General features: G+C 64.5%; 23 protein-coding genes and 1 riboswitch. Of the genes, 13 read left to right on the top strand and 10 right to left on the bottom strand.

Annotated elements, in window-relative coordinates; all coding sequences use genetic code 11:
- Positions 1–39: 39 nt before the first annotated feature.
- Complete coding sequence (locus O9Z70_RS12675) at positions 40–678, bottom strand: DsbA family oxidoreductase (protein WP_286019809.1); 639 nt, start codon at positions 676–678, stop codon at positions 40–42.
- Between the two features lie 86 nt (positions 679–764).
- Positions 765–1,316 (bottom strand): hypothetical protein, encoded by a 552-nt coding sequence (locus tag O9Z70_RS12670; protein WP_286019808.1) that lies wholly within the window; start codon positions 1,314–1,316, stop codon positions 765–767.
- 149 nt (positions 1,317–1,465) lie between these two features.
- Between O9Z70_RS12670 and O9Z70_RS12665 the strand changes: the two genes are divergently transcribed.
- On the top strand, positions 1,466–1,678 hold the full coding sequence (locus O9Z70_RS12665; RefSeq protein WP_502870129.1) for a SlyX family protein: 213 nt from the start codon (positions 1,466–1,468) through the stop codon (positions 1,676–1,678).
- 81 nt (positions 1,679–1,759) lie between these two features.
- Here the strand turns inward: O9Z70_RS12665 and O9Z70_RS12660 are convergent, their stop codons facing one another.
- Positions 1,760–3,577 (bottom strand): ABC transporter ATP-binding protein, encoded by a 1,818-nt coding sequence (locus O9Z70_RS12660; protein ID WP_286019807.1) that lies wholly within the window; start codon positions 3,575–3,577, stop codon positions 1,760–1,762.
- A gap of 212 nt (positions 3,578–3,789) precedes the next feature.
- Between O9Z70_RS12660 and rpmE the strand changes: the two genes are divergently transcribed.
- Positions 3,790–4,011 carry a 50S ribosomal protein L31 gene (gene rpmE, locus O9Z70_RS12655; protein WP_286019806.1) on the top strand — a complete coding sequence of 74 codons (222 nt, stop codon included), beginning with the start codon at positions 3,790–3,792 and terminating at the stop codon, positions 4,009–4,011.
- 97 nt (positions 4,012–4,108) lie between these two features.
- On the opposite strand, the gene rcdA is transcribed toward rpmE, so the two are convergent.
- Entirely contained in the window at positions 4,109–4,630 is a 522-nt protein-coding gene (rcdA, locus tag O9Z70_RS12650; protein ID WP_286019805.1) for a protease adaptor protein RcdA, read from the bottom strand.
- Between the two features lie 322 nt (positions 4,631–4,952).
- The gene (locus tag O9Z70_RS12645; protein WP_286019804.1) at positions 4,953–5,135 is read right to left on the bottom strand and encodes a DUF1192 domain-containing protein; all 183 of its coding nucleotides are present in this window, start codon (positions 5,133–5,135) and stop codon (positions 4,953–4,955) included.
- Between the two features lie 80 nt (positions 5,136–5,215).
- Between O9Z70_RS12645 and O9Z70_RS12640 the strand changes: the two genes are divergently transcribed.
- The 8 genes from O9Z70_RS12640 to O9Z70_RS12605 all read left to right on the top strand — a co-directional run bounded on the left by O9Z70_RS12640 (position 5,216) and on the right by O9Z70_RS12605 (position 13,521).
- Positions 5,216–6,238, top strand: coding sequence for an NAD(P)H-quinone oxidoreductase (locus O9Z70_RS12640; RefSeq protein WP_286019803.1), 1,023 nt, complete (start codon positions 5,216–5,218; stop codon positions 6,236–6,238).
- A gap of 116 nt (positions 6,239–6,354) precedes the next feature.
- Positions 6,355–7,092 carry a DUF1013 domain-containing protein gene (locus tag O9Z70_RS12635; RefSeq protein ID WP_286019802.1) on the top strand — a complete coding sequence of 246 codons (738 nt, stop codon included), beginning with the start codon at positions 6,355–6,357 and terminating at the stop codon, positions 7,090–7,092.
- A gap of 434 nt (positions 7,093–7,526) precedes the next feature.
- Positions 7,527–8,285, top strand: coding sequence for a sulfite exporter TauE/SafE family protein (locus O9Z70_RS12630; RefSeq protein ID WP_286019801.1), 759 nt, complete (start codon positions 7,527–7,529; stop codon positions 8,283–8,285).
- A gap of 67 nt (positions 8,286–8,352) precedes the next feature.
- The gene (locus tag O9Z70_RS12625; RefSeq protein ID WP_286019800.1) at positions 8,353–10,152 is read left to right on the top strand and encodes a M3 family oligoendopeptidase; all 1,800 of its coding nucleotides are present in this window, start codon (positions 8,353–8,355) and stop codon (positions 10,150–10,152) included.
- Positions 10,153–10,203: 51 nt separating this feature from the next.
- Entirely contained in the window at positions 10,204–10,368 is a 165-nt protein-coding gene (locus O9Z70_RS12620) for an aa3-type cytochrome c oxidase subunit IV (protein ID WP_286019799.1), read from the top strand.
- A gap of 66 nt (positions 10,369–10,434) precedes the next feature.
- Positions 10,435–11,796: a Re/Si-specific NAD(P)(+) transhydrogenase subunit alpha gene (locus O9Z70_RS12615; RefSeq protein ID WP_286019798.1), complete on the top strand. Its 1,362-nt coding sequence runs from the start codon at positions 10,435–10,437 to the stop codon at positions 11,794–11,796.
- A gap of 1 nt (position 11,797) precedes the next feature.
- A complete protein-coding gene (locus tag O9Z70_RS12610; protein ID WP_286019797.1) occupies positions 11,798–12,106 on the top strand; it encodes a proton-translocating transhydrogenase family protein in 309 nt (102 codons plus the stop codon).
- 11 nt (positions 12,107–12,117) lie between these two features.
- Entirely contained in the window at positions 12,118–13,521 is a 1,404-nt protein-coding gene (locus O9Z70_RS12605) for an NAD(P)(+) transhydrogenase (Re/Si-specific) subunit beta (RefSeq protein ID WP_286022013.1), read from the top strand.
- Between the two features lie 432 nt (positions 13,522–13,953).
- Here O9Z70_RS12605 and O9Z70_RS12600 read toward each other — a convergent pair whose 3' ends face one another.
- Entirely contained in the window at positions 13,954–14,643 is a 690-nt protein-coding gene (locus O9Z70_RS12600; RefSeq protein WP_286019796.1) for a thiamine diphosphokinase, read from the bottom strand.
- A 27-nt stretch (positions 14,644–14,670) separates the two neighbouring features.
- Positions 14,671–14,769, top strand: a riboswitch (TPP riboswitch).
- 72 nt (positions 14,770–14,841) lie between these two features.
- On the opposite strand from O9Z70_RS12600, the gene thiB reads away from it, so the two are divergent.
- The 3 genes from thiB to O9Z70_RS12585 all read left to right on the top strand — a co-directional run bounded on the left by thiB (position 14,842) and on the right by O9Z70_RS12585 (position 18,215).
- Positions 14,842–15,846: a thiamine ABC transporter substrate binding subunit gene (gene thiB / locus O9Z70_RS12595; protein ID WP_286019795.1), complete on the top strand. Its 1,005-nt coding sequence runs from the start codon at positions 14,842–14,844 to the stop codon at positions 15,844–15,846.
- A 157-nt stretch (positions 15,847–16,003) separates the two neighbouring features.
- Complete coding sequence (locus O9Z70_RS12590; RefSeq protein ID WP_286019794.1) at positions 16,004–17,596, top strand: ABC transporter permease family protein; 1,593 nt, start codon at positions 16,004–16,006, stop codon at positions 17,594–17,596.
- Positions 17,580–18,215, top strand: a complete 636-nt coding sequence (locus O9Z70_RS12585) for an ATP-binding cassette domain-containing protein (protein ID WP_286019793.1) — start codon at positions 17,580–17,582, stop codon at positions 18,213–18,215. Before O9Z70_RS12590 ends, O9Z70_RS12585 begins: the two co-directional genes overlap by 17 nt.
- Positions 18,216–18,228: 13 nt before the next feature.
- Here the strand turns inward: O9Z70_RS12585 and O9Z70_RS12580 are convergent, their stop codons facing one another.
- The 4 genes from O9Z70_RS12580 to O9Z70_RS12565 form a co-directional block, all read right to left on the bottom strand.
- Complete coding sequence (locus O9Z70_RS12580) at positions 18,229–20,184, bottom strand: hypothetical protein (RefSeq protein ID WP_286019792.1); 1,956 nt, start codon at positions 20,182–20,184, stop codon at positions 18,229–18,231.
- Between the two features lie 48 nt (positions 20,185–20,232).
- Entirely contained in the window at positions 20,233–21,522 is a 1,290-nt protein-coding gene (locus tag O9Z70_RS12575; protein ID WP_286019791.1) for an adenylosuccinate synthase, read from the bottom strand.
- A gap of 248 nt (positions 21,523–21,770) precedes the next feature.
- Entirely contained in the window at positions 21,771–23,354 is a 1,584-nt protein-coding gene (gene serA, locus O9Z70_RS12570; RefSeq protein ID WP_286019790.1) for a phosphoglycerate dehydrogenase, read from the bottom strand.
- A gap of 119 nt (positions 23,355–23,473) precedes the next feature.
- Positions 23,474–24,646: a phosphoserine transaminase gene (locus tag O9Z70_RS12565; protein WP_286022012.1), complete on the bottom strand. Its 1,173-nt coding sequence runs from the start codon at positions 24,644–24,646 to the stop codon at positions 23,474–23,476.
- Positions 24,647–24,722 lie beyond the last annotated feature (76 nt).

Below are 24,722 nucleotides of genomic sequence, written 5' to 3'. Positions count from 1 at the left end.
GACACACCCGGCCCATTCTATAGCAGAGCGAAGCGCTTGTCAGAGTTCGGAAACAATCTTGTCGAGCGCCTGTTTAAATACCTCGTCGGGCTGGGCGCCGGACAAGGCGTATTTTTCGCCGAAGACGAAGAAGGGCACGCCGCGAATGCCCTGCTCGGCGGCGCTGGTGGCGAGCTGGGCGGTGATGGCCAGCTCGCTCTCGTCATTGATGGCGTCCAGCGCATCGCCGCGATCCCAGCCGAAATCGGCGGCGATATCGACCAGCACATTGTCATCGTTGATCTGGCGATGGTCGAGGAAATAGGCTTCGGCGATGGCATTGGCCAGTTCGTGCTGGTTGCCATTGGGCTTGGAAAGGCGGGTGATCGTGTGGGCCTTGGCGGTGTTGAACATGCGCGGCTGCCGCGAGAGGTCCAGATCGAGCCCGGCCTTCCTGGCCTCGCCTTCGACCCGCTCCCACATCTCCTTGGGGTCCTTTGCATATTTCTGCTTCAGCATCTCGCCCACATCGACGCCTTCCGGCGGCACGGAGGGGTCGAGGTAAAAGGGATGGTTTTCGACCACCAGTTCGACCTCGTCCGGCAATTCGGCCAGGGCGCGATCGAGGCGGGCCGAGCCGACCAGGCACCAGGGACAGACCACATCGGTGAATACGTCGATCTTGAGCAATTTGGCCATGAGGGGGACTCCCGAACAGATTTGCCTGTCCAGATGGCGCCGGGAAACGGCGCTGGCAAGAGGGCACGTCGGGGTAACCGGATTATTCAGGCGGCCGGCGTGGTGGAATTCTGCCCCTGCATCAGGGCGAAAGGCGGCGTATAGGCGGCGGTGAGCACCAGACCCATGCTGGCGCTGAACCCCACAATGGCCAGCATGGGCGTCAGCAGCCAACCGGCGAGCGGCGAGGTGGCGCCGACGCGGCGCAGGGTCGCCAGCCCGAGCAGGAACAGGGCGGTGCAGACCAAGCTCAATTGCAGCGAATCAAGCGGCGGGGTGATGAAGGGCAGGGCGATATAGGCGGCTATCAAGGCCGCCAGCCAATGGCGTCCGCGCGGCGCCGCCACCGTCAGCAACACTCCGAAGGCGGCGCCGAGCAAAGCCAATTGCCCCAGATGCGCCGCGCCGCCCATCCAACCGGGCAGGCCGAAAGGCGCGAAGAACAGCGGCAGAACGTCCAGCGCCTCGGCGCCGAGATTGACCAGCCCGAACAGGCCGGGCGCCAGGCCGGCGCCGGCCAGCACGATCATGACGGCGCGCAGATGCCCGGCTGTGGAGCGGGTGCCGGCTGTGGCGATGGTGAATTGTGCGGTCGCCATCTGAGGGTTCCCCATGGTGGTCTTTCGGGGGAGTCAATGGCTGGGCCGGCAACGGGTTCCGTAAACGTCAAGATGCTGGCGCTTGCGATGGTACTTGAGCCGGGTCTAATCCGGGCCTATCTGCGAGCGGACGGACATAGGATAGAGCGATGGCGGGCATGGATCAGGATGAGAGAATCGACGCGCTGGAAGCGCGCATCGCCTATCAGGACCAGACGATCGAGGAGCTCAACGCAGCGCTCACCGAGCAGTGGAAGGTCATCGACCTCTTGAGCAAGAAGCTCGCCATGATGGAAGAGCAGGTGCGCTCGGGCAGCTATATCGCCGATCCGGCGACGGAAAAGCCGCCGCCGCATTATTGAGCGGGGCGGCCCGCCAGAACCGGCCCTCGTGAGCGCAGCGGCTCACGCGCCGGGCGCCAAGCGCGGCGCCGGGATTCCGGGCTATTCCATCTCATCCGGCCGGAACTGCAATTTCGCCAGTTCGGCGTAGCGCCCGCCCTTGGCGACCAATTGGCCATGGCTGCCCTGGTCGATGATGCGGCCGCCTTCGAGCACCAGGATGGTGCTGGCGTCGCGGATGGTGGCGAGGCGGTGGGCGATGACCAGGGTGGTGCGGCCCTGCATCAGATGGTCCAGCGCCTTTTGCACCAATTGCTCGCTTTGCGCGTCGAGCGCGGAAGTGGCTTCGTCGAGCAGCAGGATCGGGGCGTTCCTGAGAATGGCGCGGGCAATGGCGAGGCGCTGTTTCTGGCCGCCGGACAGCATGACGCCGCGTTCGCCGACAATGGTGTCATAGCCGCGGGGCAGCTCGGCGACGAAATCGTCCACCAGCGCCGCCCTGGCCGCCGCGATGACCTCGTCGCGTCCGGCATCGGGCTTGCCGAAAAGGACGTTTTCCTCGATCGTGCCGGCGAAAATGATCGGCTCCTGTTCCACATAGGCGAAGTGGGAGCGCAATTCGTGCAGGTCCAGATCGCGGATGTCGATGCCGTCGACCAGGATCCTGCCCGCCTGAATGTCGTAGAAGCGCTGCAACAGCGACAAAGTGGTGGATTTGCCCGATCCCGAAGGGCCGACCAGCGCCACGGTCTGCCCCTTGGCCACCGAAAAACTGACATCGGACAGGACCGGATCGCCGCCTTCGCCCTGATAGGAGAAGCTGACATTCTCGAAATCGACGGTGCCCAGCGGTGGCTGGGGCAGGGGCGAGGGTCGGGCCGGGTCCTGGATCGCCGGCTCGGTATCGAGAATTTCCGTCAGCCGCTCGGTGGAGCCGGCCACCACTTGCAGCGTGCCCAGCACCTCGGAAACATTGGTGAGCGCGCCCGATGCCATCAGCGCATAGACCAGGAATTGCGCCAATTGCCCGGCGGTGACCGAGCCGTCGAACACGGCGCGGGCGCCCCACCAGACCAGGCCGACCAGGGCGGCGGTGCCCAGGAAAATCACCATGGCCACCATGAAGGCGCGGGCGCCCAGGCGGCGCGTTTCGGCGCGGTAAGAGGCTTCGCTGCGGCTGTCGTAGAGATCGGACTGCACCTGTTCCTGGGTGAAGGCCTTGACGGTGCGGTTGGCCCCCAGCATTTCGGTGGCCATGGCCGACAGATCGGCCAGCGCGTCCTGGGTTCGGCGCGACATGCCGCGCAGCCGCCGGGAAAAGGTCATGACCGGCACCAGCACCAGCGGCAGGGCAATGACCACGGCCAGGGTCAGCACCGGGCTGGTGAGGATCATCATCACCAGCGCGCCCACAATGGTCACCATGGAGCGCAGCGCCAGCGAGAGGCTGGAGCCGACCGCGCCGCGAATGACGGCCACGTCGCCATTGAGCCGGCTGGTCAATTCGCCGATGCGGTGGGTGTCGAAATAGCGGGCGTCGAGCCGCAGCAGATGGCGGAACACGGCCTGGCGCAGATCGGCCAGCACCCGCTCGCCGATGACCGAGATGAAATAGAAGCGCGCGCCGCTGGCAACGGCCATGATCAGCGCGATGGTGAGGATCAGCCAGCCATAGCGGCCGACATTTTCCAGGTTCTGCGCCACGAAACCGTCATCGATCGCGCCGCCCAAAGCGGCGGGGATCGCCAGCGAGGTGATGGCCGAGGTCAGGAGGAAAACGATGGTCAGCGACAGCCGGACCGGATAGGCCAGGATGAACGGCACCAGCCGCCGCAGCGGCTTCAGGCGCTTGGGCTCGATACCTTCCTTGGGGACAATCTTTTCGGGATCCGCCTCGATGGGCATGGCCTGGTCGGTCATGGCTTGGTTCGCCGTCTTCTTGCTATGGGCCCGCCGCCGGCGGCGACCGCCTCCATATAGGCCCTGCTCCTGGGGCCCGCAACCTGCGCCGATGGGGCAAAATTGCCGCTGCGCCGGACTTGCGAAACCGGTGCCGGTGCTGTAGGAAGCGGCCCAATACCAGTTTTCTGCTCTCCGGGCGCTGCGGCGCCCGTTTGATTTGAGGCGACGCCATGAAGAGTGACATTCACCCCGACTACCACCTGATCAACGTGGTCATGACCGACGGCACCACCTACCAGACCCGCTCGACCTGGGGCAAGGAAGGCGCCACGCTGCAGCTCGACATCGACCCCAAGACCCATCCCGCCTGGACCGGCGGCACCGGCCAGCTGATGGATCGCGGCGGCCGCGTCTCGCGCTTCAAGGAGCGCTTCAAGGGCCTGGGCATCTGATCAGTCTGCCTGCTCGATATTGCAAAGCCCGGCCATCGCGCCGGGCTTTGTGTTTTGAGATTGGCGATGCCCTGTCTGCCGGTGCTGCGCGGATAGTCTATTCCACGCGGGCGAAGGCCGCCTTGATGCGGGCGAGCTGATCGGCGACGCCATTGACGCGGCTGGGCACGTTTTCGGGCAGATTGCCCTTTTCCAGCGCATCGAGCTGCATCACCCGCTCGAACAGGCGATCACCCTTGTCGATGAAATCGCGCAGCGCGGCGGGAAGCTGGTCATAACCGGGACCGCCGCGTTGGCTGGGCGTGGCCGAGAATTTCACCTTCTCCTTTTCGGAGCGGGCATTTTCGCGGGTGATCTCGCCTTCATTGACCGCCCGCTGCAATAGCAGCCAGGAGGCCAGCTGCATCAGGCGGGTGGTCAGGCGCATGGATTCGGTGGCGTAGAGAAAGCCGGCCTCGCGCGAAAGGATCCGGCTCTCGATCCGGCCTTTATCGTCGAGATAGGTGGCGACGGCCTCGATCAGGCCCATGCCCTCGCGATAGAGCGCATCGAACCCGCCCGACGCCACGATGCGCGGCCCGATGGCTATAGCGGATTTGGTCTCGCCGGTCTCGACCACGGATATCCCTCCATTCGGCCCATGCTAGGCACAATGACGCCAGCCGTCACTCCAAGGTTCCGCCTATCCTAAAGATCGGGTTTAAGTATGGCAGCCAAGCCTGTTACAGATAAAGAAAAAGAGCCGTAGAATTTACGGCTCTCGAAGTTAACAGGGAGGCGTCAAACAGAGGGAGAAACCACTCTGAAATTCAGAACAATCTGAATAATGAGAGATTGCCGTCCAAAGATTAATTTGCCCTTAACGGCACTTTGTTTCTTAACCTTAAGCGTTCACGAAAGCGCGATTGCATTAACCGCCGGCTCGAGCCCGCTCTACCGTGTTACAGCTTGAACGCCGCCTCGGCGGCCTTACGCGAATCTCCCTTGGCGGCCATGGTGGCGCGCAGCCGCAGGATTTCGGCCTCCAGCAGTCCGATCCGATCCTGCAATTCCTCCACCGACAGGGCATCGAGAGCCATGCCGACCTCATGCTTGGCGGGGTGCTGGGGCGCTGCTTCTTCCATGTTTGCTCTCCGGGTAATTGCCGGAGGAAGTTTAGCGCAGCGGCCTTGCGGAGCAAGCCGGGTTGCGCGACCATTCGGTCATGACCTTGCCCCAAGACATGCTCGCCATCGCCATTACCGCCCCCGGCGCCCCAGACGTGCTGGCCCCGCGCCGCCTGCCGCTGCCGGAAATCGGGCAAGGGGACCTGCTGATCCGCGTGGCGGCAGCGGGGGTAAACGGTCCCGATCTGGCGCAAAGGCGCGGGTATTACGATCCGCCGCCCGGCGCCTCGCCGCTGCCGGGGCTGGAAGTGGCCGGCGAAGTGGCGGGACTCGGCACGGAGGTCGCCGATTTTGCCCTGGGCGACCGGGTGATGGCGCTGACCAATGGCGGCGGCTATGCCGAATATGCCGCCGTGCCGGCCGGGCAGGTCCTGCCCATGCCGGAAACCTGGAGCTTCGCCGAAGCCGCCGCCTTGCCCGAGACCTGGTTCACCATGACCCAGACGCTGGTGATGCGCGCCGGGCTCGCCAAAGACATGTGGGTGCTGGTGCATGGCGGGGCCGGCGGCATTGGCGGCGCGGCCATCCAGATCTGCACCATCCTCGGCGCCCGGGCCATCGCCGTGGTCTCGGACGCGGACAAGGCCGATTATTGCCGCCGCATCGGCGCCGCCGCCGTCATCGACCGGACGCGCGAAAACATTGCCCAACGGGCGCTGGACCTGACCGGCGGTCATGGCGTCGACCGGGTGGTGGATCTGGTGGGCGGGCCGATGGCCGCGATCAACGTCGCCGCCGCGGCGCGGGGCGGGCATATCGTGCAGATTTCGACGCTGGAGGGCGGTAATGCCGATATGCCGCTGCGGCAGATGATGGCCAAGGACCTGACCCTGTCGGGCTCGACCCTGCGGCCGCAATCCAGCACGGTCAAGGCCGCCATCGCCGCTCGCATAAGCGATGATCTCCTGCCCAGGCTCGCGGCGCCGGGCTGGATCAAGCCGGCGATCAAGCGCTTTCCGCTGGAACAGGCTGGCTTGGCCCATGCGGAGATGGAAAGCCGCCGCCATCACGGCAAGCTGATCCTGATGACCGCATTCGGCCATGGGAACAAGCCCAGTTAATCATTGCGGATCGGCTGCATTTTCCCTATATTCATCGACAGTTCCCCCTCAGCATTCGACCAAGAGGCGGAGCGGTCCGGAGGAAAACCGGCCGCGCCACCAGGAGAAATTTAACCATGTCCCAGACCCTTCTGATGCCCAAGGCGACCGCCGTCTGGCTGGTGGACAATACGGCATTGTCCTTCGAGCAGATCGCCGCCTTCTGCACGCTGCATCCGCTGGAAGTGCAGGGCATTGCCGATGGCGACGTGGCCGGCGGCATCATGGGCGTCAACCCGATCCAGAACGGACAATTGAGCCGCGAGGAGATCGAGAAGGCCGAAGGCGATCCCAATTACCGCATGAAGGTCTCCGACCCCAAGGTGCGCGTCGCCGCCGTCAAGCGCAAAGGCCCGCGCTATACCCCGATTTCGCGCCGCAATGAGCGCCCCAATGCCATCAGGTGGCTGGTGCGCAATCATCCCGAATTGAAGGATGCGCAGATCATGCGGCTGGTGGGCACCACCAAGTCGACCATCGACTCGGTGCGCGAGAACACCCACTGGAATTCGGCCAATCTCACGCCCATGGACCCGGTGACGCTGGGCCTGTGCAGCCAGATCGACCTCGATCTCGAGGTCAAACGCGCCAGCAAGGATGCGCCGACCCCGAGCGACTTCAACGAAGGCACCACGCTGCTCACCGCCGAGGAAGCCCTGGCCCGCGCCGGCGGCCGCAGCTCCTTCGAAGCCGAAGAGGGGTTCGAGGATGCCGATCGCGCGCCCGCCCACCAGCCCGCCGACGACGCCATCGACGCGGATTCGGTGTTCTCCAAGCTCAAATCGCTCAATACGGATCGCGCCGACGAGGAATAGAGCGGCTGGATTGCCGGTTTTGCAAGCCCCCGCCGCAAGGCGGGGGTTTTGTTTCGGGCATTCGGATAGCGAGGTCACCTGGACAATTGCCGCCGCGCAGACCCCTTCCTCGCAGACCTCATCCTGAGCCCGTCGCAGGATGAGGTCGGGTGACACCACGGCCTCCACCTCGCGCGACCTCGTGGTTCGACAAGCTCACCATGAGGTCTTGGGTAGAATTGGGCGGGTTGAGGGCAGGGCTCCTCGGCAAATCCGGCGATCCGCAGGCCTCACCCCGAGACCCAGTCTTCCGCAGACCTCATCCTGAGCTCGTCGCAGGATGAGGTCGGGTGACACCACGGCCTCCATTGGCGTGGTTCGACACCACCCATGGTTGACAAACCGCGCCTCAAGGCGTGGAGCTAAAAGCTTCTTGTTCCTGGATTCGTTTCCCCATGCTCGATCCCGTTTTCATCGCGGTCTGCGTCACCGCCGTGCTGATTGTCGGCCTGTCCAAGGCCGGGCTGCTGGGCGGGCTCGGCGTGGTCGGGGTGCCGTTGCTGGCTTTGGTCATGGCGCCGCGCGACGCCGCCGGCATGATGCTGCCGGTGCTGCTCTGCATGGATGCGGTGGCCATCTGGATGTATCGCAAGGAATGCGACTGGAGCCTGCTGCGCATCATGCTGCCGGGCGCCGCCATCGGCACTCTGGCGGGCTGGGCCTTCTGGGCCGTGGTCAGCGATGCCGTGGTGCTGCTGATGGTGGGCGTGGTGACGCTGCTCTTCGTCCTCGACGCCATCCTGCCGCTGCGCAAGAAGCTCGAAGGCCTGCCGCCCTCCAGGCCCTGGGGGGTGTTCTGGGGCAGCATTGCCGGCTTCACCAGCTTCATTTCCCATACCGGCGGCCCGCCCTACCAGATCTATACACTGCCGCGCCGCATGCCGCCGGCGCTCTATGCCGGCACCAGCGCCTTCTTCTTCGCCATCGTCAACACGTCCAAGCTGGTGCCCTATTATTTTCTCGGCCAGCTCAATGTGAGCAATCTGACGCTGGCGGCGGCCTTGGCGCCGGTGGGCATGGTCGGGGTATTTCTCGGCGTTTATCTGGTGCGCCGCATCTCGGCCAGGCTGTTCTACCAGGTGGCCTATTGGCTGGTCTTCCTCCTGGCGCTGAAGCTGGTCTGGGATGGTATCAGCGGCATCGTGGCCGGTTGAGCGGCCTTCACAGCGCCCGGTCCACTGGCTAAGGTCCGGCCCGAAACTTTATCGGGAGTCGCGTTCCATGTCCGCCGCATCACAGGGCCATAACCAGTTCGGAAACCTGCCCGTCTGGGACCTCGACGACCTCTATCCCGGCAAGGACAGCCCCCAATTCCAGGCGGCACTGGCCGAAGCCAAGAATCTGGCGAGCAAATTCGAGGCCGATTACAAGGGCAAGCTGGTCGAGCTGACCAGGTCCGGCGGGCTGATACGGGCGATCCGGGACAGCGAGGCGATGGAGGAATTGGGCGGGCGGATCGGCTCCTTCGCCTTTCTGCAATATGCGCAGAACACCACCGATCCCGAGCGCGCCAAGTTCATGGGCGACATCAACGAGGCGCTGACGGCGCTCTCCACCAAGACGCTGTTCTTCACGCTCGAACTCAACCGCATCGAGGATAGCGACCTGGAGGCCGCCTTCGCCGCCGATGCCGAACTGGCCCGTTATCGCATCTGGTTCGCCGATCTGCGCAAGGCCAAGCCGCATCAGCTCGACGACCGGCTCGAGGAATTGTTCCACGACAAGTCGGTCACCGCTTTCTCGGCCTGGAACCGGCTCTATGACGAGACCCTGTCGAGCCTGAAATTCGACGTGAATGGCGAAAGCCTCGACCTCGAAGCCACGTTGCATCTGCTGTCCGACCCGGATGCGGGCCAGCGCGAAGCCGCCTTTCACGCCCTGAGCCGCACCTTCAAGGACAATGTGCGGCTGTTCACCCACATCACCAATGTGCTGGCCAAGGACAAGGAAATCTCCGACCGCTGGCGCGGCTACGAGGATATCGCCGACAGCCGGCATATGGCCAATTCGATCGAGCGCGAAGTGGTGGACGCGCTGCAACAGGCGGTGCAGGACGCCTATCCGCGCCTCAGCCATCGCTATTACAAGATGAAGGCCAAGTGGTTCGGCAAGGACCAGCTCAATGCCTGGGACCGCAATGCGCCGCTGCCGACCAGCGATGAGCGCATCTGGGATTGGGACAGCGCGGTTTCGACGGTGCTCGACGCCTATGGCCGGTTCTCGCCCGAGCTGGCCGACATCGCTAAGCCCTTCTTCAATTCGGGCTGGATCGACGCCCCGGCCGGCAATGGCAAGCGCTCCGGCGCCTTCGCGCACCCGACCGTGCCTAGCGCCCATCCTTATCTGATGCTCAATTATCTCGGCCGCACCCGGGACATCATGACCCTCGCCCATGAGCTGGGCCATGGCGTGCATCAGCGCCTGGCGGCGGCGCAGGGGCCGATCCTGGCCAATACGCCGCTGACCCTGGCCGAGACCGCCTCGGTCTTCGGCGAAATGCTGACCTTCCGGGCGCTGCTCGAGCAGACCACCGATCCCAAACAGCGTTTCGCGCTGCTATCGTCCAAGGTGGAGGACATGCTCAATACGGTGGTGCGGCAGATCGCCTTCTATACGTTCGAGCGCAAGGTCCATACCGCCCGCCGCCAGGGCGAATTGCGCGCCGAGGAAATCAACGCGCTCTGGCTCGACGTGCAGGCGGAATCGCTGGGCGAGGCCATTATCGCAAATGATGGCTACGAGGTTTTCTGGACCTATATTCCCCACTTCATTCACTCGCCCTTCTACGTCTACGCTTATGCCTTCGGCGACTGCCTTGTGAACTCGCTCTATGCGCAGTATGAGAAGGCCAGCACTGGCTTTGCGGAGCGCTATTTCGAGCTGCTCAAGGCCGGGGGAAGCAAGCATCATTCCGAGCTATTGGCGCCTTTCGGGCTCGATGCCAAGGACCCCCAATTCTGGTCGCTCGGCCTGTCGATGATCGAAGGGCTGATCGACGAGCTGGAAGCCACTTCGCCCTGAGGCGGAACTTTCGGCGTAACACCTTTAGACGACTATACTTCCGAGGATCTCATGGCCAAGAAGACCGCCGAACCCCATCCCGCCCCAGTGCTGGAATCCGCGATGGATTATGCCGAGCATGAGCGCACCTATTCCGGTTTCGTCACCGGCGTGAAATGGGCGATCTACGGTTCGGCGGCGACGATGGTGATCCTTTATTTCCTGATCATCCACTGATCGGAAACCAAGCAAGCAGGCCGATGTGACTAGCCTGCCCGTGGGCAGGCGGGTAGGAGAATTTTCATGAAGATTGCCGTCTTGCGCGAGCGTTTCGAGGGGGAGGGCCGCGTGGCCGCCACCCCTGAAACCGTCGCCAAATATATCGGTCTGGGCGCCGAGGTGAGTGTCGAGAAAGGCGCCGGCGCCGGCTCACGCATCGCCGACACATTATATGTCGAGGCCGGGGCCACCATGGGCGCCAATGCCGCCGCGACGCTCAAGGGCGCCGATATCGTCCTGGTCGTGCGCCGCCCCGCCGCCGCCGATCTGGCCGGCGTCAACAAAGGCGCGCTGCTGATCGGCGCGCTCGATCCCTATGGCAATGAGAAGGATGTGGCCGCCCTCGCCAAGGCCGGCATTTCCGCCATGGCCATGGAATTCATGCCGCGCATCACCCGCGCCCAGGTCATGGACATTCTTTCCAGCCAGGCCAACCTGGCCGGCTATCAGGCGGTGATCGAGGCCGCCGCCGCTTTCGAGCGCGCCATGCCGATGATGATGACGGCGGCCGGCACGGTGCGTCCGGCCAAGGCTTTCGTCATGGGCGCCGGCGTCGCCGGCTTGCAGGCCATCGCCACCGCCAAGCGGCTGGGCGCCGTGGTTTCGGCCACCGATGTGCGCGCCGCGGCCGGCGAGCAGGTGGAATCGCTGGGCGCCAAGTTCATCATGACCGAGGCGCTGAAAGACGCTTCGGGCAGCGGCGGCTATGCGCGCGAGCTGACCAAGGACGAACAGGCCGCGCAGGCCGAACTGGTCGCCGGGCATATTTCCAAGCAGGATATCGTCGTCACCACGGCGCTGATCCCGGGCCGTCCGGCCCCCAAGCTGGTGAGCAAGGCCATGGTCGAATCCATGGCGCCCGGCTCGGTGATCGTCGACCTGGCGGCCGAGCGCGGCGGCAATGTCGAGCTGACCCAGCCCGGCAAGGTCATCACCCATAATGGCGTGACCATTATCGGATATACCAATCTGGCCGGTCACATCCCCACCACGGCCAGCCAGCTTTACGCGCGCAACCTGCTTTCCTTCATCGACACGCTGGTCGACAAGCAGGAAAAGAAGCTCGCCATCGATTGGGACGACGAACTGGTGAAAGCCACGGTGCTGACCCGTGACGGCGCTATCGTGCATCCGAATTTCGTCAATGTGGCGCCTGCCGAGGCTGCCAAGCCCGTGGCCGTGCCCAAGCCGGCGCCGAAAAAGCCCGCCGCCAAGGCCGAGGCCAAGGACGCGCCGGTGAAGAAAGGCGCGGTGAAAAAGCCCGCCACCCGCAAGGCGCCGGCCAAAAAGCCCGCCGCGCCCAAGGCCAAGCCGGCCGCCGCCGCCAAGCCGGCGACGAAGACACCGGCCGCCAAAAAGCCCGCCGCATCCAAGGAAGGCCAATAAGATGGATATGTCCGCAATCGACCCCTTCACCTTCCGCCTGGCCATTTTCGTCTTGGCGATCTTTGTCGGCTATTTCGTGGTCTGGAGCGTCACCCCGGCCCTGCATACCCCGCTGATGAGCGTCACCAATGCCATCTCCTCGGTGATCGTCGTCGGGGCGCTGCTCGCCGTGGGCGTGCATCTGGCCCATGACGCCAATTGGGCCTCGCGGATTTTCGGCTTCATCGCCCTGGTCTTTGCATCCGTGAATATCTTCGGCGGCTTCCTCGTCACCCAGCGCATGCTGGCCATGTACAAGAAAAAGGGCTGATCGGGAAAATGATCGACGCAAACATCGCCGCCCTTCTCTATCTGGTTTCGGGCGTTCTGTTCATTCTGGCCCTGCGCGGGCTGTCCAGCCCGGCCTCGGCGCGCCAAGGCAATCTCTTCGGCATGGTCGGCATGGGCATTGCCGTGCTCACCACCCTGGCGGTGGCCGCGCCCGATGACTGGATCAGCTGGCTGCTGATCGTCGGCGGCCTGGGCCTGGGCGGCGGCATCGGCGCCTATATCGCCCGCTCGGTGAAGATGACCGACATGCCGCAATTGGTCGCCGCCTTCCACTCGCTGGTCGGCCTGGCCGCGGTCTTCGTGGCCGCCGCCGCGCTCTATGCGCCCGACGCCTTCGGCATTGGCAGCATCGGCCATATCCACGCCCAGGCGCTGGTCGAAATGTCGATCGGCACCGCCATCGGCGCCTTCACCTTTACCGGCTCGGTCATCGCCTTCGCCAAGCTCAACGGCAATATGAGCGGCCGGCCGATCCTCTTGCCGGCGCGGCACCTGATCCATATCGGCTTCGGCGTCGCCATCGTGGTGCTGGTCTGGGCCTTCACCCTGACCGGCAATCCCATGCTGTTCTGGGCCATCACCATCCTGGCGCTGATCCTCGGGGGCTTGATGATCATCCCCATCGGCGGCGCCGACATGCCGGTCGTCGTCTCCATGCTCAATTCCTATTCGGGCTGGGCGGCGGCGGGCATCGGCTTCACCCTGGGCAATACGGCGCTGATCATCACCGGCGCGCTGGTCGGCTCCTCGGGCGCCATCCTCAGCTACATCATGTGCAAGGCGATGAACCGCTCCTTCATCTCGGTGATCCTGGGCGGTTTCGGCGGCGATGCCAGCGCCGCGGCGAGCGGCGTGGAAGACGATCGCCCGGTCAAGCAGGGCGCGGCCGACGACGCGGCGTTCCTGATGAAAAATGCCGGCAAGGTCATCATCGTGCCCGGCTATGGCATGGCGGTGGCCCAGGCCCAGCATGCCTTGCGCGAAATGGCCGACATGCTCAAGGCTGCCGGCGTCGAGGTCAAATACGCCATCCATCCGGTGGCGGGCCGCATGCCGGGGCATATGAACGTGCTGCTGGCCGAAGCCAATGTGCCCTATGACGAAGTGTTCGAGCTGGAAGACATCAATTCCGAATTCGCCCAGTCCGACGTCGCCTTCGTCATCGGCGCCAATGACGTGACCAATCCCGCCGCCAAGACCGACAAGACCTCGCCGATCTATGGCATGCCGGTGCTCAATGTCGAGGATGCCGGCACGGTGCTGTTCATCAAGCGCGGCATGGCCGCCGGCTATGCCGGGGTGCAGAACGAATTGTTCTATCGCGACAATACCATGATGCTGTTCGGCGATGCCAAGAAGATGACCGAGGACATCGTCAAGGCCCTGGGGCACTAAACGCGGCTCCTTCCCGCCCTCCCCTCGAGGGGAGGGCCACGTTCGACCACCGCGTCATTCCCGCGAAAGCGGGAACCTCTGTTACCAAACCGAGGCCTCCGCTTGCGCGGGGGTGACACCGGGAAAATCCAGTAATGCGCGCCTCCTTCCCCGAGAAGGGGATGTTGCATATGGCTTCGACGGCGACTCCTTCTCGGATCGTCACCCTCGGGCGTGACCCGAGGGCTCTTGCGGCAGAACCCACAAACAAGGAACCCTCGCGTCGAGCGCGAGGGTGACGAGCAGTGATTTTGGGACACATGGTCCCTCACGCCATATGCGATAGCGCTGCCCTCAAGGAGGAAGGCGAAGGCGCCGCTGAACCTGTCGGTCAAGCCAGCAGCCGGAGTGAACAGTCATTCCTTGAGGGCATGGGCAGGGAGGGGCGTCCCCCTAACCCCATTCCGCCATCAGGTCCCAGAGCCGCTCCCGCCCCAAAATCAGCAGCCAGGGCGTGGCGTCCGCCGGTACGATCTTTACCGGCCCACCAGTGCCGGCATTGGAGGTGCCCAGCCGTCCCACCGGGTCCAGCACCAGTCCATCGAGCGGATAGAGCAGCCCCTCCGAGCGCGTGAAGCCGATCGGGGCCAGGGGATGGATGGAAATGCGCTCGCCCGCTGCGGCCGCGAACGCCAGGGGCCCGCAAACCGCCAGCGCCATATCCACTTCATCCACCAGAATGACCCGGCGCCTCGGCGCCACTTCATGCAGCGCGCTCAATGCCGCCAGCGTATGGTCGAGGCGCTTGCCGGTCATGCCCAGCGCCAGCGTCAGCGGCGCTCGGGTCGAATAGAGCGCCTTCTGGAAATCGGTGGTGATCTGCTCGGGAATATGAATGACGCGGCTGCGGTTCTCCCAGTTGGCGCGGTCGGCGAGCGAATCGAGATCGCCGATAATGGCGACCGGCACCAAGCCGGCCGCATCGATGCTGTCGGCGCCGCCATCGGCGGCGACCAGGGCGACATGGCGCGCCGCCAATTCGCGCAACAGCGCCGGTTCGACATGGCCGCCGCCGACAATGGCCATGGGGCGGTCGAAGCTGAGCGGCGGGGTTTCGCCGGGGTTTGGAATGGGGGATTGCACTCTCAGTCGTCTCTCAATATGGTCCGCATCGTCTCGCTGGGGTGTTCCGGTTGCTGCCGGAGCTGAGAGTTACCCATTGAACCTGAACCAGGTCATGCTGGCGGAGGAAGTTCGAGATGGCAAGGGCGCTTGCTTGGCGTCCTCACCATTGACACACCCTTCACCCATGGCCGCAACCTTGAATGAAGGGATGACCCTATGGTCAAGTTTTCTTCCATCGCGTTTGCGGTCCTGCTTGCCGGAGCCTCCGGCATGGCGTTCGCCCAGGACAAGCCCGTTCTCACGATTTATACCTATGACGGCTTCGCCTCCGAATGGGGCCCGGGCGTGCCGCTCAAGCAGGGTTTCGAAGCCGATTGCGATTGCATCGTCAATTTCGTCGGGGCCGATAGCTCCATCGGCACATTGCGCCGGGTGCAGCTCGAAGGGGAAAGCACCGAGGCCGATATCGTGCTCGGCCTTGACACCGCCATTGCCGGGGAAGCCCGCGCCACCGGCCTGTTCGCCGATCATGGGCTGCAATTGACCGATCTGGCGCTGCCCGAAGCCTGGAACGATGCGCAGTTCGTGCCCTTCGATTATTCGCATTTCGCTTTCATGCACGACACCGACACCATGCCGGTGCCCCCCGGCAATTTCCAGGAGCTGATCGCCCTGCCGGACGATATCAAGATCGTCATCCAGGACCCGCGTTCAGCCACGCCGGGCCTTGGCCTGCTGCTCTGGGTCAAGGCCGCCTATGGCGATCAGGCCCCGGAGATCTGGGCCGGCCTCAAGCCAAAAATCCTCACCATCACCCGCGAATGGAGCGAGAGCTATGCGCTGTTCCTCGATGGCGAAGCCGACATGGTGCTCTCCTACACCACCTCGCCGGCCTATCACATCTATGACGAGGACGATCACACGATCAAAGCCGCCCTGTTCGAGGAAGGCCATTTCCCGCAGATCGAGGTGGCCGGGATTCTCAAATCCTCCGACCAGCAGGAGCTGGCGCAGCAATTCCTGGCCTATCTCGCTTCCCCTGCGGGCCAGCAATATATCCCGACCACCAATTGGATGTTCCCGGTAGTGGATCTGGGCGATGCCCTCGACCCGAGCTTTGCCGGCCTGCCCCAGCCGGAGAAAACCCTGACCCTGCCCGAAGCCGACATCATCGCCCATTCCGCCGAATGGGTCGACGAAATGCTGGCGGCTGTGCAGTAGGGCCGGCAATCGTGGACAAGTCCCCCTCATCCGAGGTTGCGCGCCACCTTCTCCCCGAGGGGGCGAAGAACGGTCATCGCATATACCTGCTAGTCCTCTCCCCGTCGGGGAGAGGGTGCCCGAGGGGCGGGTGAGGGGGACCTCCAGGAGTGACAAGATGCTGATCCTGCCGCGCCGCCCGCTGCGCATCGCGCTCGCCACCGGCCTGTCCCTCGCCATCGCCGCGCTGATCGCGGCGGTGCTCTGGGCCATCCTGGCCGCCGCTACCGATGCGAGCGGGCATTCGCGCGTCGACATTCCGCACCTCCTGCGGATGACTTCTATTCAGGCGGGTCTGACCACCGTGCTGTCGCTCGCCGCCGGCATGGCCATTGCCTGGTCGCTCAATCGCCTGCGCTTTCCGGGCCGCGATCTGGTGGTCGGGCTGTTCGCCGCCGCCATCGTTACGCCCGGCATGGTGGTCGCTTTCGGCCTGTTGTCCATCTGGGGTCGCAATGGCTGGATCAACCAGATCAGCCAATCGCTGTTCGGATTCGGCTTCGACAGCCCCGCCTATGGCCTGTCCGGTATTCTGCTGGCCCATGTGCTGCTCGACGGTGCCTTTGCCGCCCGTATCCTCTTGGCGCGGCTCGATGCCGTTCCGGCCGGCCGGCTCAAGGTCGGTCAGTCGCTGGCGCTCTCCGCCGGGCAGCGGTTCCGGCTGATCGACTGGCCGGCCATGGCGGGCAGCCTGCCCGGCCTCGGCGCCATCATCTTCCTTCTGGCCTTTACCAGCTTCCCCATCGTCCTACTGCTGGGCGGCGGACCGGCCAATCAGACGCTGGAAGTGGCGATCTTTTCCGCCGTGCGCCTCGATTTCGATCTTGCCGGCGCCGTGCGCCTGGCGCTGACCCAGATCGGCGTCTGCGCCATCGTCATTCTCGTCGCCTCGGCCTTCACGCCGGTGCCCGCCGCTTTGGGCCGCTCCGCCGCACCGCGCTGGCGCGACGGGACCGGAGCGCGTCTCCTGCAATGGCTGGTGCTGATCCTGGCGACGCTCGGCTTCGCCCTGCCGCTGCTCTCGGTGCTGTATGACGGTGTCGTCGGCGGCTTCGGGCGGGTGATGGGTCAGCCGACATTCTGGCGCGCCACCGCCACCTCTATCGGCATCGGCACCGCCTCGGCGCTGCTGACGCTGATCCTGGCGCTGATGCTGGCGCTCGGTCGCAGCGCCGCGGGCAATCCGGCGGCGCGGACGCTGCTCGGCATGCCGGCCTATGCCTATCTCGCCGTGCCGGCCGTGGTGCTGTCGCTGGGGTTTTTCCTGCTGGTTCGCAATTTCGGCATTGCCGCCAGCGTTGCGGCGCCATTTGTGGTGGTCAGCGCTAACAGTCTGTTAGCACTGCCCTTCGCCATTGCGACTCTGGTACCGCCTCTCGACGCCATTATCCGCACCCGTGGCAAGCTGATCCGCTCGCTTGGTCTGGATGGCTGGAGGCAGTTCATCCGCATCGAATATCCGCTGCTGGGCCGCGATATCGGCTTGATGCTGGCGCTGAGTTTCTGCTTCTCGCTCGGGGACTTAGGCGTCATCGCCCTGTTCGGTACCCAGGATTTCCAGACCCTGCCGCTGATGATGTACCGGGCGCTGGGCTCCTATCGGAACAACGACGCCGCCGCCATCGCCGCCATCCTGCTGATCGGCACGATCCTGGCCTTCATTTTCCTGCCCCGCCTCATCGAAAGGATCGCCCATGCTGGTCGCCGATGATCTGATCTTCGCCTATCCGGACCAGGCGCCCTATCACTTCTCGCTTGAGGCAAGTCCTGGAGAAATAACGGCAATTTCCGGCATAAGCGGGTCGGGCAAATCGACCTTGCTCGATCTCGTCGCCGGTTTCCAGCGGCCGGTCAGCGGTGTGCTGACGCTGGACGGCGCCGACCTGTTGCCGCTGCCGCCCGAGACGCGGCCGGTATCGCTGCTGCTCCAGGCCGACAATCTTTTCGACCATCTGTCCGCCGCCGACAATGTCCGGCTCGGTCTGCCGAAAAGCACCGGCCGGGCCGAAGGCCGCGACCGCATCGCCGCGGCCCTGGCCGAAGTCGGCCTGTCCGGCTTTGCCGACCAGCTTGCCTCCACCCTGTCCGGCGGCCAGAAACAGCGGGTGGCGCTGGCGCGGACGCTCCTGCGCAATCGCGCCGTGCTGCTGCTCGACGAGCCGTTCTCGGCGCTGGATGACGAGACGCGCAAGACGATCCGTGACCTGGTCGGCGACCTGACGCGCCGCCATGGCTGGCACACCATTCTGGTGAGTCATCATGCCGACGACATCGCCGCCCTGGCCGACCGGCATTACCGCATTGCCGACGGGCGGCTGGAGCGCGTCTGAACGCGCTCCGTCGCTATTGCGCCCAGGCGGCCAGGGCCCGGTCGAACAGGACCTGCGCCTCTTCATCCTTTTCCAGTGTCAGGATGGCATTGCGGCCCGTGCCATAGATGACGGCGAGGTCCATCCAGCGGCGGCTTTGCAGCAATTCGGAATTGGCCGCCACGTCGCTGGGCGAGGCATTGAGCGCGAACAGGAAGGAATTGCCGACGACGCGCGCCGCCGCGCCGCTGAGGGCGGTGCCGGGCACCAATTCCTCGTCCTTGAGCAAGACGCCGGCCAGGGTGGCGATCGAGCCGCCCATGAAGGTGTCGGGCACGTCGAAGCTGATTTCCATCAGATGGCTGGCGGGCAGGATCGGATCGCTGTTCTTGCGGATAGTGATCGACACGTCCAGATTGCGGGCCGGAATGCTGGCGCGTCCTTCCAGGGTCGGCAGACCGATATCGTCGACGCCTTCCGTCCAATCCACGGTGCCCGAGAAGGGCACGGCACCGCTCTGGCCATCGGTCGAGGCTTCCAGCAATAGCGATTGATTGCCGGCCAGATTGATCGGATCGACGCTGGCCGAAGGATCGCTGGCGGCGCCGATAGTGGTGTCCTGGCCGGACAGCCGTTCCTCGGTCTTGCTTTCGCCGGTGCCGATGGAGGGCAAGACGGATTCCGTCCCGGTCGGCGTCACCGCTTCGGGAGTGGGCTCCAGCCGATCATCCGGCTCCAGACCCTCCAGCGCGCTGGTCGGTTCCGAGGCCGTGGTGGTGGCGGTATTGCCCGGACCGGCAGCGCCCTCGACATCGGTCATGGGATCGGCCGGGTTGGCGTCCAGGGTCGGCAAAGCAGGCTGGTCGCTGGTCTGCGCCGTTTCGGTGATCCCGGCGTCGCCGCGCCCGAACATCTGGTCGAGATCGACATAGCCTTCGCGCCAGGCCCACAACCCGGCGCCGCCGACACCGGCCAGCAGCAAGGCAAAAACAATGAGGAAAATCGTGAGGCCCGCGCCCGGGCGGGTCGTGGCTTCGGCAGCAGCAAAACCGGTTTCGTCGCCGCGCTCCCCACCGCCGATCAGGTCGGGCTGAGCTTCAGTTTCGGGCAGCGGCGCGGTGGCCTCGCCCCGCGCTTCGCGGTCCAGGGTCTCGATGGCCCGCTCGATAGCCCCTTCGGCCTCGCGCGCCTCATGGCCCTCCACCTCGACCTCGCGGATGGCGGACAAAGCCGGCTCGACCGGCAGGGGCGGCTCGATAAGGACCGGCTCGGCAACAGGCTGCCGCGCCAAAGCCGTGCTACCCAGGCCCGGCTCGATCCGGGGCGGGACGGAGATCGATCCGGCATTAGCCGCCGGTTCGAAAGGGGCCGGTTGGCGACGCGGGGAGAAGAAGGATGGCGCCGGCGCCGGTTCGGGCCGATACAGCGGCTCGCCGCCAGCCGGGGGAATGTCCTCGGCGGCGGTTTCGGCGGCAGGCGTGTCCACATGGGTAATTTCGATGCCCGAGGTTTCCGCCGCCTCGGAGATCAGGTCTTCGATGGATTTCGTTTTCGCCGGCTCGTCCGGGACAGGCGCCGGCTTGTCTACCGGCGGTTCGGGCTTTACCGCTTCATCCGCCGCCGCGTCATCGATTGCTCCGCCCGGCTCGGGCTGGACCGGCGGTTCATCCGGCGCGGGGACCGGATCGGCCGGCGGCGTGGGCCTTGCCGGTTGCGGTTCGGGGACGACAGGGGCAGGGCGGGCTGCGAGCACGCCCTCGCGACCCAGATTGATGACGGCCTCGCTGGCCTCCTGTTCGACCTGGCGGATGCAGTCTTCGAGCTGCAGGCGGTGCTGAGTGATGTCGCGCGCGGCCAGAGGCGGCTGGATGGCGCGCAATTGACCGACAAGGGCCGAGCGCGCCTTTTCATAGACCGCGCGCCGCGCGGCCCCGTTATTCTCCGGCAGCGCCGAGATTGCCCGACGCAACAGCTCCTTGTAATCCGCCATTGGCTATTTGGTACTCACTCTGACAGCGCAGTCTTTTAACAAAATTTATCAGTCTTGGAATGGGTCGACCACAAGGATGGTGTCGGCCCGTTCCGGACTGGTGGATAACAGGGCCACCGGCGCGCCGATCAGCTCTTCGATATAACGGACATATTTGACGGCCTGCGCCGGCAATTCGGCCCAGGAGCGCGCACCCGCAGTCGTGTCCGACCAGCCTTCCAGCGTTTCGTAAATGGGCTTAACGCGCGCCTGTGCCCCCATTGAGGCAGGCAAATAATCAATGCGTGATCCATCCAGCTCGTAGCCGACGCAGATCTTGATCTCCTTGAGCCCGTCAAGCACGTCGAGCTTGGTCAGGGCAATGCCGGTAATGCCGGAGGTCTTGACGGTCTGGCGCACCAGCACGGCATCGAACCAGCCGCAGCGGCGCGGGCGACCGGTATTGACGCCGACCTCGCGGCCGACGACGGCCAGATGCTCGCCGATCTCGTCATCGAGTTCGCAGGGGAAGGGGCCTTCGCCCACGCGGGTCGTATAGGCCTTGGTGATGCCCAGCACATAGCCGATGGCGGTGGGGCCGAGGCCCGAGCCGGCTGCCGCCTGTCCCGCCACTGTGTTGGAGGAGGTGACGAAGGGATAGGTGCCGTGATCGTTGTCGAGCAGGGCGCCCTGCGCGCCTTCGAAGAGGATGCGGGCGCCATCGCGGCGCTTGTCTTCCAGAACCCGCCAGACCTGGTCCATGAAAGGCAATATATCGGCGGCGATGGAGGTCAGCTCTTCATAGATGGAATTGGCGGAAATTTCCTCGAGCCCCATGCCGCGGCGCAGCGCATTGTGGTGCGTAAGCAGCCGCTCGATCTTGGGCATCAGCGTTTCGGGTTCGGACAGATCGACCAGGCGGATGGCACGGCGGCCGACCTTGTCCTCATAGGCCGGGCCGATGCCGCGGCGGGTGGTGCCGATCTTGAGGCCGGAATTGGCATCCTCGCGTAGGCCGTCCAATTCGCGGTGCAGCGACAGAATCAGCGGCGCGTTATCGGCAATGCGCAGCACTTCGGGGGTGATGTTCACGCCCTGGCCGCGCAGCTTCGCCATTTCGGCGACGAAATGGTGCGGATCCACGACCACGCCATTGCCGATGACCGATAGCTTGCCCTGCACCAGGCCCGAAGGCAGCAGCGACAGCTTGTAGCTTACCCCGTCGATGACCAGCGTATGGCCGGCATTGTGGCCGCCATGGAAGCGCACCACCACGTCGGCGCGCTCGCTGAGCCAGTCCACGATCTTGCCCTTGCCCTCGTCGCCCCATTGCGAGCCGACGACAACCACATTCGCCATATTCCAGTCTTCCCCAAAGAACGCGCGACAACAGGCCCGGCATTACGGCAGGGCCCTTCGATTGATTGGACATCCGTGCCTTCGGTCAGTTGGCCTGCTTCGACTATGGCCGAACGCGGATAAGTCCGATTGTTCTTATATCACTAAGACGGTGATGACCAAGCCGCACTATCGGCAAAATAGCGGCATTTTCGCCTGCCCGTCCGCCCGGCCCTGTCGGGGGCGAGCGGGCGGGCGGTGCAGATGGCTCAGAACTTGAGGGCTTTGGCCTGCTTGACGCCTTCGAGCTGGGCGATCTGGGTCAGTTGATCCTCCGAGAGGGCACCGTCGATCGAGACCAGTGCGATGGCGTCGCCGCCGATTTCGGCGCGGCCGAGGTTGAAATTGGCGATATTGATGCCGAGCGTGCCCAGGAGCGTGCCCAGGCGGCCGATATGGCCGGGCTTGTCCTCATTGGTGACGTAAAGCATGGAGGGCGTCAGTTCGGCCTCCATATTGATCTCCTTGACCTGGATGATGCGCGGCTTGCCGTTGACGAACAGCGTGCCGGCAATGCCCCGGGTCTGGCGCTCGGTGGTCACGGTCAGGCGGATATAGCCCTCATAGGCGCCCTGCTGGTCGCGTGTCGTGGTCTCGACCACGATGCCGCGATCCTTGGCGACCTGCGGTGCCGAGACCATGTTGACATCGCCCAGCGACGGCTTCAGCACCCCGTTGATGGCGGCGGCGATCATCGGGCGGATATTGAGGTTGGCCGGGGTTCCCTCGAACTCGATCTTGATGCCGCTGATCGCCGTTTCGGTGAGCTGGCCGGCAAAGGAGCCCAGGGCTTCGGCCAGCTTCACCCAGGGGGTGATGATGGGGGCTTCCTCGGCCGAAATGGACGGGAAGTTGAGCGCATTGGTGATCTCGCCGGTCATCAGATAGGCCGAAATCTGCTCGGCCACCTGCAGGGCGACGTTTTCCTGCGCTTCCTTTGTCGAGGCGCCCAGATGCGGCGTGCAGATGACATTGGGCAGTTCGAACAATGGGTTGTTCTCGGCCGGCTCGGTCAGGAACACGTCGAGCGCGGCCCCGGCCACCTGGCCGGACTTCAGCGCCGCATAGAGCGCATCTTCATCGATCAGGCCGCCGCGGGCGCAATTGACGATGCGTACGCCCTTCTTGGTCTTGGCCAGGTTTTCTGCGTTGAGAATGTTGCGGGTCGCGTCGATCAGTGGCGTGTGCAGGGTGATGAAATCGGCGCGGCCGAGCAGGTCGTCGAGTTCGACCTTTTCGATGCCCAGGGTCTGGGCCCGTTCCGGCGTCAGAAAGGGGTCGAAGGCAATGACCTTCATCTTGAGGCCCTGGGCCCGGTCGGCGACGATCGAGCCGATATTGCCCGCCCCGATCAGGCCGAGAATCTTGTTGGTGACCTCGACGCCCATGAAGCGGTTCTTCTCCCACTTGCTGGCGCGGGTCGAGGCATCGGCTTCGGGCAATTGGCGGGCCAGGGCCATCATCATGGCGATGGCGTGCTCGGCCGTGGTGATCGAATTGCCGAAGGGCGTGTTCATCACGATGATGCCCTTCTTGGTCGCGGCGGGGATGTCGACATTGTCGACACCGATGCCGGCGCGGCCGATGACCTTGAGATTGGTCGCGGCGGCAAGGATTTTTTCCGTCACCTTGGTGGCCGAGCGGATGGCCAGGCCGTCATATTGGCCGATGACTTCGAGCAGCTTATCCTTGTCCTTGCCCAGATCGGGCAGGTAATCGACCTCGACGCCATTGTCCTTGAAGATCTGGACGGCGGTGGGGCTGAGCTTGTCGGAAACGAGAACCTTGGGCATTTGGGTGTCCCTGAATTGGGTGCGGCGGCACGATCTGAACCGGCGAGACCGCGGAAATCTGAGATGGCAGGCCTCATCCTGCTGGTCGAAGGACGAGGCCGGGTTCCGTGCGGGTCGGGTTAGGCGGCGATCTTGAGAGCGGCCTTTTCCTCGGCGAAGGCCCAATCGAGCCACGGGGTCAGAGCCGCCAAGTCGGAGGCCTCCACGGTCGAGCCAGCCCAGATGCGCAGCCCCGCCGGGGCGTCCTTGTAGGAGCCGAAATCATAGCCGACGCCGAGCTTGTCGAGGCGGGCGACCATGGCCTTGGCGAAGGCGGCCTGCGCGTCATCATCCAGAGCGGTGATCGCGGGATCGACGATGGAGAGGCAGACCGAGGTATTGGACCGCTGGCCGGGGACCTTGGCGAGGAAATCGACCCAATCGGTCTTGTCCACCCAATCGGCCAGCACCCTGAAATTGGCGTCGGCGCGGGCCTGCATGGCCTTGAGTCCGCCGATTTCCAGCCCCCATTGCATGGCGTCGATGGCGTCTTCGATGCACAGCATCGAGACGGTGTTGATGGTTTCGGCCTTGAAGATGCCTTCGATGAGCTTGCCGCTCTTGGTCAGGCGGAAAATCTTCGGCAGAGGACGGTCAGGCTTGTAGGTTTCAAGCCGTTCGACGGCGCGGGGTGACAGGATCAGGATGCCGTGCGCGGCTTCGCCGCCCAGTGCCTTCTGCCAGGAAAAGGTGACGACATCGAGCTTGGCGAAGTCGAGCTTCTGCGCAAAGGCGGCAGAAGTGGCGTCACAGATGGTGAGGCCTTGGCGGTCGGCTGGGATCCATTCGGCGTCGGGGACGCGGACGCCCGAGGTGGTGCCGTTCCAGGTGAAGACCACATCGCGGGTGAAGTCGACCTGGGCGAGATCGGGCAATTCGCCATAAGGCGCTTCGAGCAGGCGGACATCGGGAAGCTTGAGCTGCTTGGTGACATCGGTGACCCAGCCGGCGCCGAACGATTCCCAGGCCAGCATGTCGACGCCTCGGGCGCCGAGGGCGCTCCAGAGGAACATCTCCACCGCGCCGGTATCGGAAGCGGGGACGATGCCGATACGGTAATCGGCGGGCACTTCGAGCAGTTCGCGCGTCAGATCGATCGCCTGCTGAATGCGCGCCTTGGCGGGCTTGGAGCGGTGCGAGCGGCCGGTCAGGGCGCCGGCAAGCACGTCAATCGTCCAACCCGGACGCTTGGAGCAGGGACCCGACGAAAAATTTGGATTAGCCGGTTTTACCGCCGGTGCGGTTTGGGGCATTGCAGCCATATCAAGCGGCCCTCCCAGGCCTATGCGTCTCGCGTTAGGGCGAGATGTCCTGAGGCGGGAGATAAAC

Origin of the sequence: Devosia sp. YIM 151766, from assembly GCF_030285925.1 — a bacterium.
Lineage (GTDB): Bacteria > Pseudomonadota > Alphaproteobacteria > Rhizobiales > Devosiaceae > Devosia.
This window is presented reverse-complemented; position numbering and strand designations above follow the sequence as displayed.

Coding starts and splice junctions, on each gene's coding strand:
- O9Z70_RS12660 (WP_286019807.1), bottom strand. CDS start 3,577: ATGACCGACCAGGCCATGCCCATCGAGGCGGATCCCGAAAAGATTGTC.
- rpmE (WP_286019806.1), top strand. CDS start 3,790: ATGAAGAGTGACATTCACCCCGACTACCACCTGATCAACGTGGTCATG.
- O9Z70_RS12665 (WP_502870129.1), top strand. CDS start 1,466: ATGGCGGGCATGGATCAGGATGAGAGAATCGACGCGCTGGAAGCGCGC.
- O9Z70_RS12670 (WP_286019808.1), bottom strand. CDS start 1,316: ATGGCGACCGCACAATTCACCATCGCCACAGCCGGCACCCGCTCCACA.
- O9Z70_RS12575 (WP_286019791.1), bottom strand. CDS start 21,522: ATGGCGAATGTGGTTGTCGTCGGCTCGCAATGGGGCGACGAGGGCAAG.
- O9Z70_RS12630 (WP_286019801.1), top strand. CDS start 7,527: ATGCTCGATCCCGTTTTCATCGCGGTCTGCGTCACCGCCGTGCTGATT.
- O9Z70_RS12620 (WP_286019799.1), top strand. CDS start 10,204: ATGGCCAAGAAGACCGCCGAACCCCATCCCGCCCCAGTGCTGGAATCC.
- thiB (WP_286019795.1), top strand. CDS start 14,842: ATGGTCAAGTTTTCTTCCATCGCGTTTGCGGTCCTGCTTGCCGGAGCC.
- serA (WP_286019790.1), bottom strand. CDS start 23,354: ATGCCCAAGGTTCTCGTTTCCGACAAGCTCAGCCCCACCGCCGTCCAG.
- O9Z70_RS12580 (WP_286019792.1), bottom strand. CDS start 20,184: ATGGCGGATTACAAGGAGCTGTTGCGTCGGGCAATCTCGGCGCTGCCG.
- O9Z70_RS12625 (WP_286019800.1), top strand. CDS start 8,353: ATGTCCGCCGCATCACAGGGCCATAACCAGTTCGGAAACCTGCCCGTC.
- O9Z70_RS12565 (WP_286022012.1), bottom strand. CDS start 24,646: ATGCCCCAAACCGCACCGGCGGTAAAACCGGCTAATCCAAATTTTTCG.
- O9Z70_RS12585 (WP_286019793.1), top strand. CDS start 17,580: ATGCTGGTCGCCGATGATCTGATCTTCGCCTATCCGGACCAGGCGCCC.
- O9Z70_RS12640 (WP_286019803.1), top strand. CDS start 5,216: ATGACCTTGCCCCAAGACATGCTCGCCATCGCCATTACCGCCCCCGGC.
- O9Z70_RS12610 (WP_286019797.1), top strand. CDS start 11,798: ATGGATATGTCCGCAATCGACCCCTTCACCTTCCGCCTGGCCATTTTC.
- O9Z70_RS12590 (WP_286019794.1), top strand. CDS start 16,004: ATGCTGATCCTGCCGCGCCGCCCGCTGCGCATCGCGCTCGCCACCGGC.
- O9Z70_RS12615 (WP_286019798.1), top strand. CDS start 10,435: ATGAAGATTGCCGTCTTGCGCGAGCGTTTCGAGGGGGAGGGCCGCGTG.
- O9Z70_RS12635 (WP_286019802.1), top strand. CDS start 6,355: ATGTCCCAGACCCTTCTGATGCCCAAGGCGACCGCCGTCTGGCTGGTG.
- O9Z70_RS12675 (WP_286019809.1), bottom strand. CDS start 678: ATGGCCAAATTGCTCAAGATCGACGTATTCACCGATGTGGTCTGTCCC.
- O9Z70_RS12645 (WP_286019804.1), bottom strand. CDS start 5,135: ATGGAAGAAGCAGCGCCCCAGCACCCCGCCAAGCATGAGGTCGGCATG.